Here is a 14302-nt window from a genome sequence, read left to right as displayed (position 1 = left end):
GCCGGTGCCGACATAGCGCGTCACGAACTCCGGTTTCGACAAGAAGGGTGATGTCGCATGGCGAACATCAAGTCCCAGCTCAAGCGGATCAAGACCAACGAGAAGGCTCGCCTTCGCAACAAGTCGGTCAAGTCGTCCCTCAAGACGGCCATCCGCAAGTTCCGCGAGGCTGCCGAGGCCGGTGACAAGGCGCAGGCCCTGGAGCTGCTGCAGGACGCGTCCCGCAAGCTCGACAAGGCCGCCAGCAAGGGCGTCATCCACGCCAACCAGGCCGCCAACAAGAAGTCGGCGATGGCGCTGCGCGCGAACTCCCTCGAGGGCTGATCTCGCTCGTAGTTCTTCGAACTTCTGCAAAGGGCTCCACTTCCTCTCGGGGAAGTGGAGCCCTTTCGCATGTGGTCCCGGGCACGGTAGGCGTAGATCCATGGAATCGCTTCCGCGCATCGACTTCTTCGAGCTGCACGACCTCGACGGCACCCCGCCCGTGCTGCGGACCCTGCACACCGAGTCGATCACGACCATCTACCGGCTGACGGACGCCGCGCGGGAGTACTCACGGCCGTTGGCGCTGGCGCTGCGGTCGGGCGCGGACCACCGGATCGTCGACCTCTGCGCGGGGTCGGGCGGGCCGGTGCCGCTGATCCAGCGGCGGCTGCACGCCTCGGGTGTCCACACCCAGGTCACGCTGACGGACCTGGTGCCGAACGTGCCCGCCTTCGAACGTGTCGCCGCGGGCAACCGGCGACGACTGCCGGACCCGTGCTGCTCGGTGGACCACGTGCCGTCGTCCGTCGACGCCACCGACTGCCGGCTGGAAGGCACGCGGACGATCTACGGCGCCTTCCACCACTTCCCGCCTGAACTGGCCACGCGCATGCTGCAGAACGCCGTCGACACCCGGCAGCCGATCGTCGTCGTCGACACCAAGCGGTCGTGGCTCTACGTGCTGGTGTTCCCGTTCTTCCTCACGCTGGCCGTGCTGCTGGCGGCGCCGTTCCAGCGCAATCCCCTGCCGCGCTACCTGCTGCGGCTGGCGCTCACCTACGTCGTGCCGGTGCTGCCGTTCATGATGTTCTGGGACAGCGTCGTGTCGTTCCTGCGCATGTACGGACGTGCGGAACTACAGAGGATGGTCGACGGCATGAACGGCACCGAGTCGTTCACGTGGACGATCGGCGTCGAACCCGGCTTCACGGGAGCCCAGTACCTGATCGGGATCCCTCGCCCGCAGTGATCAGCGGCCGTGGTCAGCGGCGGCTGTGCGCGGCCACGATCCGGAGCACGGCACGCTCCAGCGCGTAGCCGGCGTCGGCCGCCACGCCCTTCACGTCGGCGTTGAGCCCCGCGACCACCTGCATCGCGTCGGCGAGCCCCGACTGGTCCCAGCCGCGGGCCTGGGCCTGCGCCTTCTTGATCTTCCACGGCGGCATGCCCAGCGGCCCGGCCAGGCTGAACGGGTCGGCGCGCCCCACCGCGGACACCCGCGCGACCGTGCGCACCGCGTCCGCCAGCGCGTCCGCGACCAGCACGTGCGGCACACCGAGCTGCATGGCCCAGCGCAACGCCTCCATGGCGCCAGCCCGGTCACCCGTGACGGCCTTCTCCGCGACGGCGAACCCCGTCACCTCGGCCTTGCCCTGGTGGTAGCGGCGGATCTCCTCCACCGTCACCTTGCCGTCGGTGTCGGAGACGAGCTGCGACGCGGCCGCGGCGAGCTCACGCAGGTTCGTGCCCACCGCGTCGATGAGCGTGGCGACGGCCTCCGAGTCGATCTTGCCGCCCGCCTGCCGCACCTCGTTGCGCACGAACGCCTCGCGCTCACCGGACTTGGTGATCTTGGCGCACTCCGTGACCGCGGCACCGGCCTTCTTCAGCTGCCCCGGCAGGTCCTTGGCCGCCTTGCTGCGGCCACCGCCCGTGTGCAGGACGACGAGCGTGACCCCGTCCGCGGGCGACTTCACGTAGGAGAGCACCGTGTCGGCGACCTCCTTGCTGATGTCCTGCCCGTTCTGCAGGACGATCACGCGACCCTCCGCGAACAGCGACGGACTGACCAGTTCGGCCAGCTCCGGAGCCGTGAGATCAGTCACCTGGACGCGGGTCAGATCGGCCGTCGGGTCGACCTCGCGGGCAGCCTCGAGAGCCGCCCGAACAGCCCGTTCGACCAGCAACTCCTCTTCGCCGACGACGAGGTGCAGTGACTCCGGTGCGCTCACGACCGGCATCTTCCCACGTCTCGAATCGTGGACGTTTGTGGCCGACCAACGGACCGGTGCCGTAGGTTGGTGGCCACAACTGAACACCGCTCATCCAGAGGGGCAGAGGGAACGGCCCGACGAAGCCCCGGCAACCGGCGTCACCGCTATGCGCAGAACTGTGCGCACACGACGATCACGGTGCCAATTCCGACCCGTTCGATTTCGCGGGAAAGATGAGGAGATACCTCGCGATGACTGCTGTCTCTGTGCCGACGAGCACCACCTTCGACCTCGGCCCCGCCCGCGCACTGCTGTGCCGTGAGTGCGGAAATGAAACCCCTCTCGCTCCTGAGTACGCCTGTCTCGAGTGTTTCGGGCCGCTGGAAGTGGCCTACGACTTCGGGAAGATCCGGCGCGAGGACATCGAGGCCGGCCCCAGGTCGATCTGGCGCTACCGCGGCCTTCTCCCTGTTCCGTCCACTGTGGAACAGCACCCGAACACCGACCCCGGCGGCACCCGCCTGGTCGAGGCGCACAACCTCGCCAAGGCCCTCGGCGTCCGCAAGATCTGGGTGAAGGACGACACCGGCAACCCCACCCACTCGTTCAAGGACCGCGTCGTCGGCGTAGCGCTCGCCGCGGCCCGCGAGCTCGGCTTCAAGGTGCTGGCCTGCCCGTCCACCGGCAACCTGGCGAACGCCGTCGCCGCGGCCGCCGCCCGCGCGGGCTGGAAGTCCGTCGTTCTCGTGCCCTCCAACCTCGAGCGCGCCAAGATCCTCATGAGCGCCGTCTACGACGGTGCCCTGATCGCCGTCGACGGCAACTACGACGACGTGAACCGCCTCGCCCAGGAACTCGCCGCGGAGAACGAGGACTGGGCGTTCGTGAACGTCAACGTCCGCCCGTACTACGCGGAAGGCTCGAAGACGCTCGGCTACGAGGTCGCCGAACAGCTCGGCTGGCGCCTGCCCGACCAGATCGTCGTGCCGATCGCCTCCGGCTCGCAGCTCACCAAGGTCGACAAGGCGTTCCGCGAGCTCGGCCAGCTGGACCTCGTGGAAGCCACGCCGTACAAGGTGTTCGGCGCGCAGGCCACCGGCTGCTCCCCGATCTCGGCCGCCTTCAAGGCCGGCCACGACGTCATCCGCCCGGTCCGCCCGGACACCATCGCCCGCTCGCTGGCGATCGGCGCCCCGGCCGACGGCCCGTACGTGCTCGACGCGGTCCGCCGCACCAACGGCGCCATCGACGACGTCACCGACGAAGAGGTCGTCGAGGGCATCAAGCTGCTCGCCCGCACCGAGGGCATCTTCGCCGAGACCGCCGGCGGCGTGACCGTCGCGACGGCGAAGAAGCTGTTCGAGTCGGGCCAGCTCGACCCCGACGCCGAGACCGTGCTGCTGATCACCGGCGACGGCCTCAAGACCCTCGACGCACTCGGCGACACGATCGGCCCGCGCGCGACGGTGCCGCCGTCGGCCGAGGCCGTCATCAAGGCACTGGGCTGAGCACCTCCCTCCGGACGCGATCTCCTTGGCTCACAGGGAGATCGCGTCCGTCTTGAGCCAGCCCGTGCGCGGGAACCGTTGCAGGCCGTCCACCACGTGCGGCCCGACCCGTTCCACGACCGCGCGCCACGCCACGATCCGTTGCGGCCACGGGGCTTCCGCCTTGAGCGCGTTGTAGTGGTAGTCGTGCCACACGTCCGGCGCGATCCGCAGCTCGTCGTCGAACACGTGCTCCGCGACGAGGTCGAACGCCTCCTCCGGTGTCGCCGCCTTCGTCTGCGGCAGCACGTGCGTGATCACCGCTTTGTAGGTGACAGCGCGGGTGCCGTCTTCGAGCGTTTCGCAGATGTAGTAACCGAAATCGGGCTTGAGCTCGTCGTGCGGCCACGGCGTCGCCGAGTAGTTCGTCTGCCACAGCGCCCAAGCGAGCCCTGGCGTGCCACCGGCAATCGGGTAGCGCGCGTTGAACAACCTGACCCAGACCATCTCTTCTCCTTCGTACGATTCGGTTTCCCGGCAACACCGCCAGGTCGCCATCCATGTCCGTGCGCAACACCAACGCACCTCCCGTCCGCAACACGTCGATGACGTGCGGACTCGGGTGCCCGTACCTGTTCCCCGTGCCGACGCTCACCAGCGCCACCCGAGGCCGCACGGCCTTGAGGAACGCGGGCAGCGAGTACCGCGACCCGTGGTGCGGCACCTTGAGCACCTCGGCGCTCAGGTCCCGCTCCCCCAGCAACGCCGCCTGGCCGGCCAGTTCGACGTCACCGGTGAGCAACACCCGGCCCGCCCTCGTGTGCGCCCTGAGCACGAGCGAGTAGTCGTTCACCGTCGTGTTCTCGGCCGCGACGACCGGCGCCCGCCGAGGTCCCATCACCTCCAACTCCAGTCCAGGCAAGGCGAACCGCTCGCCCGCCTTCGGCTCCACGACCCGCACGTTCTGCGCGCGAGCCCGTTCGCCGACCTCCCTCCACGCCCACGCGGGCTCCTTGAGCGGCCCGACCGCCACCGCCCCCACCGCACGCCCGGTGAGCACGGCGCCAAGACCGCCGACGTGATCCGCGTGCAGGTGCGTCAACACCACCAGCGGAATCTTCTTGATCCCCAACGTCTTCAGGCACCGGTCCACCGCGCCGGGATCGGGCCCGGTGTCGACCAGCACCGCCGTCTCGGGATCATCGGTCGCGAGCACCAGCGCATCGCCCTGCCCCACGTCACAGGTGATGACCTTCCACCCGTCGGGCGGCCAGGTTGGCGCCACAACCCTCATGGGCACCAGCACCACGAACCCGCCGACGAGCACCGCGACGATCAACGTCCGCGTCTTCTTGAACCGCAACAACAACACGACCACCACAGTGACCGCCGTCAGCGCGATCGCCCCGACCCAGCCATCAGGCCAGCCGACCGCCGCACCAGGCACGGCCGACGCCCGCCGCCCAACCTGGATCAGCCAACCAACCGCAGGGCCGGCAACATGCGTGACAACCTCGGCCACCCGAGGCGACAGCGGCGCAACGGCCGCCGCCACCACCCCCAGCACCGTCGCCGGCGCGACCACCGGCCCGGTTATGAGGTTGGCCAGCACCGACACCAGGCTCACCTGCCCGGAAAGCCCTGCCACCACCGGAGCCGTGGCCAGACTCGCGGCCATCGGCACGACGATCGCCTCAGCCAGCCCGTTCGGCACGCCACGCCGTTTGAGCGCCCGTGCCCACCTCGGCGCGACGAGCACCAACGCCGCCGTCGCCACCACGGACAACGCGAACCCCGGATCACCGCCGAGCGCTGGATCGTGCAGCACCAGGACGAGCACAGCCGTCGCAAGGCTCGGCACCGCGGACCGTTGCCGGCCCAGCACCAACCCCAGCAACGCGACACCACCCATGACGGCAGCCCTGAGCACACTCGGCTCCGGCCCGGCCAGGATGACGAACCCGACCAACGCCGCCATGGCTGACAGCGCCGCCGGACGTGGGCCTAGTCGCCTCGTCAGGAGGTAGACCGCGCCGCACACGATGGCTAGATTCGCGCCGCTCACGGCCAGCAGGTGGGAGAGGCCGGCTGTTCGGAACTCGTCCACGATGCGCGGCACCATCTGCTCGGTGTCGCCCACCACCAGTGCCGGTAGGAGTCCGGCCTCCTCATCGTCCAGTACCGCGCTGGCCTGTCTGAGGCCGTCGCGGAACTCGTCGGCCCAGGTTTGCCAGACCGGTGGTGGCTGTGGGTTGTTCGGTGGACCTCGGACTCGCAGCAATGCTGAGGCCAGGTCACCTCCTCTGGGTGGGGCGAGGGTGCCTTTGGCCGTGACCTTCTGGCCTGGCAGCAGATCCCGCCACTTGTCCGCGGGGGCGAGCAGCACCAGTTGGGCGCCGTTCGCCGTCGCTCGGATCACCACGTTCTCCACGCCTGCCTGGGTTCCGCCGAAGCCTGCTGCTCGGATTCCTTTCGGTCTGGTGGTGAGTTCGACGGTCAGGGTGGTGCCGCGGCCCTCGTTGGCGGCCAGGTGAAGGGGGTGGGTCTCGGCTTTGAGGACTGCGCCTCCCACCCAGGCTGCGGCTACCGGGCCGGAGATCAGTAGGGCTATCGCGCAGGTTCTTGGCCACCACGCTCTTCGCCACGCTGCTAGGCCGATGGCTCCTGCTGTCAGGCCGGTGATCGCTGCCGCTTGCCAGCTCAGGAAGAGGCCGGCGGCTGCTGTGGTCCAGACAGCTGCGGCTGCTGGGACCAGGCGGTAGTCGTGGGTTAGTGGGTGTTTGCGGGACATCGGGGCCTCCCTTCTGGGGTGGGAGGTCTGGGGTCAGGGCTGCTTTGTCGGGGGTGAGGGAGCTTTGTCGGGCGGGTGCGGTGTAGGAGGTGGGGCGGCTGGATTTGGGGGTGTCGGGCTGTGGAGTGGTGCCAGGCGGTGTCGATGCGTGGGTGGCGGGTGATGCGGACTGAGGGCATGGCTGGCTCCGATCGGTTGGGGGCGGGAGTGGGGTGGAGGCAGGGGCGAGCAGGCGGGGTGGGCTGGGCGGGGCCGCAGGGCCGTGGGGTGGGCTAGCGGTGTCGTTGCGCGAGCGGCGGCTGAGCATGGCGTGGGCATGGCTCAGTCCCATCACCGAGCGAGAGCCGGGCGAGTTTCCGTTGGTACGGCGGGAGTTCAGCGCTTCGGCACGGTGGCCGCGCACAGGCGGCAGGTGCGCTGCATGCCTGGCGGCAGAGGTGGGTTTTGGTGCTGGGAGCTGAGACGGCGGAGCGGCCTGTGGTGGGGCCGGTTGGGGTGGGAAGGCCGTGGCCAGCGCTTGGCGGAGGGCCCTGGTGAGCGGGCGGGACCGGGGCCGGCGGCGAGTGGTTGGGGTGCGGTGTAGCGGGAAGGCGAGGGAGAGCGGGCGGGGTAGGTGGTTGTGGTCGGCTTGGCGGAGGGGGTGGTTGGTCAGGTGGTGGTAGTGGGCCCTTGTGCGGAGGTAGAGGGCCAGGGCCTTGGTGGCGAGGGTCATGTGTGGACCAGGTCGGAGAGCTTGGCCAGCTTCGACTCGCCGATGCCTTCCACGTCGCGGAGTTGGTCCACCGAGGCGAAGGGGCCCTTGCGGGTGCGGTGGTCGACGATGCGTTGGGCCGTCACCGGGCCTACGCCTGGGAGGGCGTCCAGTTCGGTCGGGGTGGCGGAGTTCAGGTTCAGCTTTGGTTGGGGTGTGCCTGGTTGGGGTCCGCCTGCGTCAGGTGGTGGGGGTGGGATGCCCACCGCTATCTGTTCGCCGTCGGTGAGTTTGCGGGCCAGGTTCAGGTTGTGGAGGTTCGTGCCCGGCTTCATGCCTCCGGCCAGGCGGATGGCGTCGGCCACCCGTGCGCCTGACGGTGCGGTGACCAGGCCTGGGGTGGCCACCTCGCCGACCACGTTCACCACCAGCTCGGGGGCTGGGGACGAGGTGCTCACGAGGGCCAGGTCTGGGGCTGGTTCTGCGGCTGGGCTCTGCCACCAGCTGCCCAGGCCTATCACCGTGCAGGCCACGGCCACGCCCAGTGCCAGCAGGCCGCGGCGCGGGAGGCGGGGCAGGTGGAAGCGGCGGCGGGGCGGGCCGTGTTCGTCCGCGTCCTCTGATCGTGCGTAGACCAGGGTCGGGTCGGCTCTCACCTTGTCGGCCAGGGCGGCGAGGCGTTCGGTCGGAAGGGAGTCCTGGTGGGGGCGGGGGAGCATGCGAGGGACGTTACGGAGCGGGGTGGGTGGGGAGGTGGGGTCAGCTCCGGGGCTGTGGATTACTCGCGGGTTGTGGACAGGTCGCGATCACTCGGGCCTCTCGGGCCGGGAATTGTCGGGGGTGTGTGGGAGGCTGTCGGGTCCTCCCGGCAGCACCACGACGCCCAGCACGCCTGGGCCCGTGTGCGCGCCGATCACCGCACCCACTTCCGAGATCACACAGCCCGTCGAGCCGGGCAGCCGTTCGTCCAGGCGGGTCGCCAGTTCGGCGGCGCGTTCGGGAGCGGCCAGGTGGTGCACGGCCAGTCCTACGGGGCCATCGCCTGCCGCGGCCGCCGCCAGGTCGACCAGACGGCCCACTGCGCGGCTGATCGTGCGCACCTTCTCCAGCGGCACGATCCGGCCGTCGTCCATGTGCAGCAACGGCTTCACGGCCAGCGCGGTCCCCACCAGGGCCGCCGCCGTGCCGATCCGGCCGCCCCGGCGCAGGTGCTCCAGCGTCTCCAGGCAGAAGAACATCCGCGTCTGCTGCGCGGCGGAGGAGGCAGCGTCCTCGACCTCGGCGTGCGTGTGGCCGGCGGCCACGGCCGCGCAGGCGCGCAACACCGAGAACCCGAGTCCCATGCCCGTCGACCGCGAGTCGACGACACGAATCCGGGAGGGATCGATCTCCTCAGCTGCCAGCCGTGCGGCCTCCCACGTCCCGGACAACTCACGAGAGAGATGCACGGACACGACCGCATCCGACGAAGAGAGCGCCTCGCGGTACACAGCGGCCATCTCGCCTGGCGTGGGCCGTGATGTGGTGACGCGGCGATGCTCGGCGAGGGCGGCGGCGAGCTCGAAAGGACCGAAATCGACGCCGTCGAGGCGTCCGGCACCGTCCACCGCCACGTGCAGCGGCACGACGGTGATCGCATGGCGCTTCGCGAACCCCTCGGGCAGGTATGCCGTGGAGTCGGTGACGATGGAGATGCGCACGAGCGACGAGCCTACGGGGCTCACTCCTCCGAGGGACTCAACGCCACGGACGAGATCAATGCCGCCATCGCCTTGCCCACGAGCTCGTGGCCCTCCCAGCCCCAGTGCATCCCGTCCGGATTCCCGGCACCGGACCGCACGTGCTCCCCGATCACGGCCGGCAGGTTCAGCAACGGCACATCCGCAGCCGCGGCCCACCCACGCACAGCAGCCACCGCAGCCGCGTGTCCCTGATGCGCGTACGCGTACGTAGCCGCGCGATGCACCGACGGCACGATCCCGACCGCCGGCATCGTGTACTGGAGGTTGCGGACGGACTGCAGCATGTCCCGCAGATACCGCGCCGTCAGCGCAGGCGGCAGCGACGCCCGCGTATAAGGCGCCAGCCGGGGCTGCACGGACTGATAGCCCGCACGCACCCACCGCCGCAACCAGTCCGGCCGCACATAACGCAGCCCCTCGCGCAGATACGTGGGCAACGGCGAGGGCAGCGTGTCCATGCTGCCCACCGCGAACACCAGCACGTCCGTACGGGGTAACAGCGACCAGATCCGCGGATCCCCGGTCAACGCCCACCAGGCGTCCCGGGCCGTCCACCCGAACCCGGCCGCCAGCTCCGCCGAACCACCCAGCGTCTCGGCACAGATGTTGTGCCACAGGCGTGGATGATCAGCGGGCAGCGGACCGGAAGGCCCGAAGAACGACAGCGAGTCCCCGAGGACGAGCAGTCTCAACGCGTGGTGCCCGCGTTGTAGGACGACAGCCGCCACCGGTCGTTGCGGCGGGTGAACACGGTCCAGTGGCAGTTCGAGATGCCGCCGAGCTGCGACCAGTTCTCCACCGGCAGGTCGAGCAACCGCCCGGTCAACGCGCTGATCAGGCCACCGTGCGCGCACAGCAGGACCGTCTCGGAGAACTCCGCGTCGACCTCCCGCACCACCTGGATGGCCCGCTCGGCCACGTCGACGCGCGACTCGCCGTCCGGAGGCGTGTACGTCGGGTCGGTGCGCCACACCGTCACGGCGCCCGGCCACTCCTGCTCGACCTCGGCGGTGGTGAGCCCCTGCCACTTGCCCAGATGGGTCTCGCGCAGCCGTTCGTCGATCCGCAACGGGACGTCCGCGGACGTCGTGAAGACCCGTGCGGTGTCACGCGCGCGTTGCAGGTCGGACGCGACCACGATCTCCGGTTCGAACCCGGCGAGCACCGGCACGGCGAACCTGGCCTGGTTCAAGCCGGTCTCGGTGAGCGCCGAGTCCAGATGACCCTGCAGGCGACCTGTCGCGTTGTAGTCGGTCTCACCGTGCCGCCACAGCACGAGCCGGCTCAGGGCCATCAGCTACCTCATTCAGCCGTGGACTCGGCGGGGACGTCCGCTTCGAACTCGATGCGCGGGCAGTCCTTCCACAGTCGCTCCAGGCCGTAGAAGCTGCGCTCCTCCGTGTGCTGGACGTGCACCACGACGTCCACGAAGTCCAGCAGCACCCACCGGCCCTCGCGGGCTCCTTCGCGGCGCACCGGCTTCGTGCCGGCCTCCCGCAGCTTCTCCTCGATGTTGTCGACGATCGCGCCGACCTGCCGCTCGTTGTGAGCGGACGCGATCACGAACACGTCCGTGATCACGAGCTGGTCGGAGACGTCGAGCACCGTCACGTCGTGCGCCTTCTTGTCGGCCGCTGCGTTCGCCGCGACCAGCGCCAGCCGTCGTGCCTCGTCGGTGGCTGCCACGTCACTCCTCTGACTTCCGGCGGGCGTCGATACGCCCACACGAGTTACTGAGGGTACCGGCGCGCACCAACAGGTACTTCACACGCACGCATGATGAAGGCCACCTCAGCGCCCTGAGGTGGCCTTCACCTGTGCCGAAGCCTAGAGCGGGCGGACCTGCTGGGCCTGCGGCCCCTTCTGGCCCTGACCGACCTCGAACTCGACCTTCTGGTTCTCTTCGAGCGAACGGAAACCCTTGGACTGGATCTCCGAGTAGTGCACGAAGACGTCAGCCGAGCCGTCGTCGGGCGCGATGAAGCCGAAGCCCTTTTCGGCGTTGAACCACTTCACGGTGCCTGTAGCCAAAGTCTTGCCTTCCACGAACCAGCAACAACCCGCTGATTGTTGCTCCCCGAGCGCTCGGATGCACGCAAAATCCACTCGAACGTGGTTACGACTCGGAGTACAGGCCTGTTTTCGCGATGTATTGGACGACACCGTCGGGGACCAAATACCAAACGGGCTGTCCGGATGCAGTACGCGCGCGGCATCCGGTTGACGAGATCGCCATGGCGGGGACCTCCACGAGCGACACCGACCCAGGCGGCAGATGGCGGTCGTTCAGCGTGTAGCCCGGACGGGTTACGCCGATGAAGTGGGCCAGTTCGAACGCGTCCGCGGCGCGCTTCCACGACAGGATCTGCTCCAGCGCGTCCGCGCCCGTGATGAAGAACAGGTCGGAGTCCGGGTACTGCTTCTTCAGGTCCGTGAGCGTGTCCACGGTGTACGTGGGGCCGTCGCGGTCGATGTCGACCCTGCTGACCGAGAACCGGGGGTTGGAGGCCGTGGCGATGACCGTCATCAGATAGCGGTCCTCGGCGGCGGAGACCTCCCGCGACGCCTTCTGCCAGGGCTGACCCGTCGGCACGAAGATCACGCGATCCAGGTCGAAGCGGGCCTGCACCTCGCTGGCGGCCACGAGGTGGCCGTGGTGGATGGGATCGAACGTGCCACCCATGACGCCGATGCGCATCAAAACAGCGTAGACCGGCGTCGGGCCGCTCCCGAGGCCTGACGCCGGTCGTGCTGATCACACCGCACGGCTCAGGGGGAGGACGAGCCGTTCGGGTCGCGGCCCACCCCGAAGCAGAGCCGCGCGCATAGGAGGAACGCACGGGCCGCTCCCCCATTACGCGGTCGGCCCAAGATTTTTCTCACCAGGCCACGACGACCTTCAAAGGGCCTCTGACCAGCGAACCCTTGCGGAACTCGACGGGTTCGGCGAGCCGCAGGCCGGGCAGGCGGCGCAGCAACGTGCCCAGCGCGACCTGCAGTTCCATCCGTGCGAGCTGCGATCCGAGGCAGAAGTGGATGCCGTGCCCGAACTGCATGTGCTGACCTACTTCACGCTCCAGGTCCAGTTCGGCGCTGTTGGCGTACATAGCCTCGTCGCGGTTCGCCGACGACACGACCACCAGCACCGCGTCGCCCTCCTTCACCAGCGCGTTGCCGACCTGGACGTCCTCGGTCGCGATGCGCGGGAAGCCGGCGCCGCTGCCCAGCGGGATGAACCGCAGCAGCTCCTCGATGGCGTTCGGGAGCTTGTCGGGGTTCTCGCGCAGGCTCTTCATGGCGTCCGGGTGCTCGAACAGCGTCACGACGCTGTTCGAGAGCATGTTCGCCGTCGTCTCGTGTCCCGCGACCAGCAGCGTGATGCCGAACCGGACGAGCTCGTCCTCGCTCAGCCTGTCCTCGTTGTCACGTGCGGCGACGAGCGCGCTGATCAGATCGTCCGTGGGCTTCGCACGACGTTTCGCAACGAGGTCGGTGAAGTAGGCGTGCAGCTTCATCACGCCGTCCATCGCCTCTTCTGGCGAGTAGCCGCCGATCGTGGACAGCGCCTGGTTCGACCACTTGCGGAAGTCGTCGCGGTCCTCGAACGGCACGCCGAGCAGCTCGCAGATGATCGTGATCGGGAACGGCATGGAGAAGCCCTCGACCAGGTCACCGGGGTTGTCCAGGCGGTCGAGCAGCTCGTCGGTGATCTGCTGGGCGCGCGGCCGCAGCTCCTCGATCCGGCGCACCGTGAACGCCTTGGACACCAACCGGCGCATGCGCGCGTGGTCCGCGCCGTCGTGCGTGAGGATCGACCCGCCCGGTGCGATGAGGGGCTGCATCCGCGGCACGTCCTGGTCGACCGTCCGCGCACGGCTGAACCGCGGGTCGCCCAGGACGAACTTCGTCTCTTCGTAGGACGTGACGAGCCAACCCTCGCCGCCGTACGGGTACGTCACGCGCGAGACGGGCTCATCACGCCGTAGACGTTCATAGGTCGGATCGAGGGTCAGGCCGTCAGCTTCGGAGAACGGGTAGGTGGGAGCCATGTCTCCGAACGTAGAGCTACGCCTTCGGGCGTGTGTGCCCTTCGCCCCACACGACCCATTTAGAGGACGTCAGCTCGGTTAGGCCCATCGGACCACGTGCGTGCAGCTTCTGCGTGGAGATGCCGATCTCCGCACCCATGCCGAACTCCGCGCCGTCCGTGAAGGCCGTGGAGGCGTTGACGAACACCGCCGCCGCGTCCACGCGCGTCGTGAACTTGCGGGCGGCCGCGACGTCGTTGGTGACGATGGCCTCGCTGTGGCCGGAGCCGTACGTCGCGATGTGCTTCACCGCCTCGTCCAGCGAGTCGACGACCTTCGCCGCGATGTCGAGGCTGAGGTACTCGGTGCCCCAGTCGGCGTCGTCGGCCTCGACGACGTCGGGCTGCTGCGCGAACTGCTCGTCACCGTGGATGGTCACGCTCTCCTGCTGCAACGCCTTGGTGATGCGCGGGACGAACTCGTGCGCGACGTCCTTGTGCACCAGCAGGGACTCCGCCGCGTTGCACACGCTCGTGCGCCGCGTCTTGGCGTTGAGGACGATCGCCTCGGCCATGTCGAGATCGGCGTGCGCGTCCACGTAGACGTGGCAGTTGCCGACGCCGGTCTCGATCGTGGGGACCGTCGCCTGCTCGACCACGGCGTTGATCAGACCCGAGCCGCCGCGCGGGATCACCAGGTCGACGAGGCCGCGCGCGGTGATGAGGTGGGTGACGGACCTGCGGTCGTGGCACGGCAGGAGTTGCACGCAGTCGGCCGGCAGATTCACGCTTTCGAGTGCGTCGCGCAGGACCGCGACCAGCGTGGTGTTGGAGTGCTCCGCGGTCGAGGAACCCCGCAGCAGCGCGGCGTTGCCCGACTTCAGCGCGAGACCGGCGGCGTCGACGGTGACGTTCGGCCGGCCCTCGTAGACCATGCCGACGACGCCCATCGGGACGCGGACCTGCTTGAGCTCCAGCCCGTTCGGGAGGATGCCGCCGGTGATCACCTGGCCGACCGGGTCGGCGAGTCCCGCCACGGTCTCCAGGCCCACGGCCACGGCGTCGACGCGGGCCTCGGTCAGGGTGAGGCGGTCCAGGATGTTGTCCGGGAGACCTGCTGCTTCGCCGGCTTCGAGGTCTTTCCGGTTGGCCTCGATGATCTCTGGCGCGCGCTTGCGGAGCGCGGCGGCCATCTCGAGCAGCGCGGTGTCCTTGCGCTCACGGGTGGCGAGGACGAGTTCGTCGGCGGCGACACGGGCGCGGCGAGCTGCCGCGTGCACCTGATCGCGCAGGTCATCAGTCACGCCACACAGCTTACGACCTGCGACAATCACAATTGTCAGAGTGGCCTGGCAAGCTTGCGCCT

The 14302-nt window shown here is 69.0% G+C and carries 14 protein-coding genes and 1 riboswitch; of the genes, 3 read left to right on the top strand and 11 right to left on the bottom strand.

The features are described 5' to 3' along the window. The first annotated feature begins 57 nt into the window (after positions 1–57). Positions 58–324 carry a 30S ribosomal protein S20 gene (gene rpsT / locus ACSHWB_RS22885; RefSeq protein ID WP_439664039.1) on the top strand — a complete coding sequence of 89 codons (267 nt, stop codon included), beginning with the start codon at positions 58–60 and terminating at the stop codon, positions 322–324. Positions 325–424: 100 nt separating this feature from the next. Beyond that, complete coding sequence (locus ACSHWB_RS22880) at positions 425–1234, top strand: hypothetical protein (protein WP_439664038.1); 810 nt, start codon at positions 425–427, stop codon at positions 1232–1234. 13 nt (positions 1235–1247) lie between these two features. Here the strand turns inward: ACSHWB_RS22880 and holA are convergent, their stop codons facing one another. Next, positions 1248–2216 carry a DNA polymerase III subunit delta gene (gene holA / locus ACSHWB_RS22875; RefSeq protein ID WP_439664037.1) on the bottom strand — a complete coding sequence of 323 codons (969 nt, stop codon included), beginning with the start codon at positions 2214–2216 and terminating at the stop codon, positions 1248–1250. Between the two features lie 87 nt (positions 2217–2303). Continuing rightward, positions 2304–2438, top strand: a riboswitch (SAM riboswitch). A gap of 11 nt (positions 2439–2449) precedes the next feature. Here holA and thrC point away from each other — a divergent pair. Beyond that, the gene (gene thrC, locus ACSHWB_RS22870) at positions 2450–3706 is read left to right on the top strand and encodes a threonine synthase (RefSeq protein WP_439664036.1); all 1257 of its coding nucleotides are present in this window, start codon (positions 2450–2452) and stop codon (positions 3704–3706) included. Here the strand turns inward: thrC and ACSHWB_RS22865 are convergent. The 10 genes from ACSHWB_RS22865 to ACSHWB_RS22820 form a co-directional block, all read right to left on the bottom strand. After that, positions 3690–6257 (bottom strand): DNA internalization-related competence protein ComEC/Rec2, encoded by a 2568-nt coding sequence (locus tag ACSHWB_RS22865; RefSeq protein WP_439664035.1) that lies wholly within the window; start codon positions 6255–6257, stop codon positions 3690–3692. The two genes, thrC and ACSHWB_RS22865, sit on opposite strands and share 17 nt — an antisense overlap. 927 nt (positions 6258–7184) lie before the next feature. Continuing rightward, entirely contained in the window at positions 7185–7886 is a 702-nt protein-coding gene (locus ACSHWB_RS22860; protein ID WP_439664034.1) for a helix-hairpin-helix domain-containing protein, read from the bottom strand. A gap of 87 nt (positions 7887–7973) precedes the next feature. Further along, positions 7974–8867 (bottom strand): DegV family protein, encoded by an 894-nt coding sequence (locus ACSHWB_RS22855; RefSeq protein ID WP_439664033.1) that lies wholly within the window; start codon positions 8865–8867, stop codon positions 7974–7976. Positions 8868–8887: 20 nt separating this feature from the next. Continuing rightward, on the bottom strand, positions 8888–9601 hold the full coding sequence (gene octT / locus ACSHWB_RS22850) for a diglucosylglycerate octanoyltransferase (RefSeq protein WP_439664032.1): 714 nt from the start codon (positions 9599–9601) through the stop codon (positions 8888–8890). Beyond that, positions 9598–10203, bottom strand: coding sequence for a histidine phosphatase family protein (locus ACSHWB_RS22845; RefSeq protein WP_439664031.1), 606 nt, complete (start codon positions 10201–10203; stop codon positions 9598–9600). Before ACSHWB_RS22845 ends, octT begins: the two co-directional genes overlap by 4 nt. 8 nt (positions 10204–10211) lie before the next feature. After that, on the bottom strand, positions 10212–10595 hold the full coding sequence (gene rsfS, locus ACSHWB_RS22840; RefSeq protein WP_319981659.1) for a ribosome silencing factor: 384 nt from the start codon (positions 10593–10595) through the stop codon (positions 10212–10214). 141 nt (positions 10596–10736) lie between these two features. Then, positions 10737–10940 (bottom strand): transcription antiterminator/RNA stability regulator CspE, encoded by a 204-nt coding sequence (gene cspE / locus ACSHWB_RS22835; RefSeq protein ID WP_030468099.1) that lies wholly within the window; start codon positions 10938–10940, stop codon positions 10737–10739. 85 nt (positions 10941–11025) lie between these two features. Continuing rightward, entirely contained in the window at positions 11026–11607 is a 582-nt protein-coding gene (nadD, locus tag ACSHWB_RS22830; protein WP_439664030.1) for a nicotinate-nucleotide adenylyltransferase, read from the bottom strand. Between the two features lie 181 nt (positions 11608–11788). Continuing rightward, positions 11789–12958, bottom strand: coding sequence for a cytochrome P450 (locus tag ACSHWB_RS22825; protein WP_439664029.1), 1170 nt, complete (start codon positions 12956–12958; stop codon positions 11789–11791). 16 nt (positions 12959–12974) lie between these two features. Beyond that, positions 12975–14240, bottom strand: a complete 1266-nt coding sequence (locus ACSHWB_RS22820) for a glutamate-5-semialdehyde dehydrogenase (protein WP_439664028.1) — start codon at positions 14238–14240, stop codon at positions 12975–12977. Between the last annotated feature and the right edge of the window lie 62 nt (positions 14241–14302).

The sequence above is a fragment of the Lentzea sp. HUAS TT2 genome (assembly GCF_051853195.1).
Lineage (GTDB): Bacteria > Actinomycetota > Actinomycetes > Mycobacteriales > Pseudonocardiaceae > Lentzea.
Note: the sequence above shows the minus strand (reverse complement) of the source record. Positions and strands in the feature narration are given on the sequence as shown.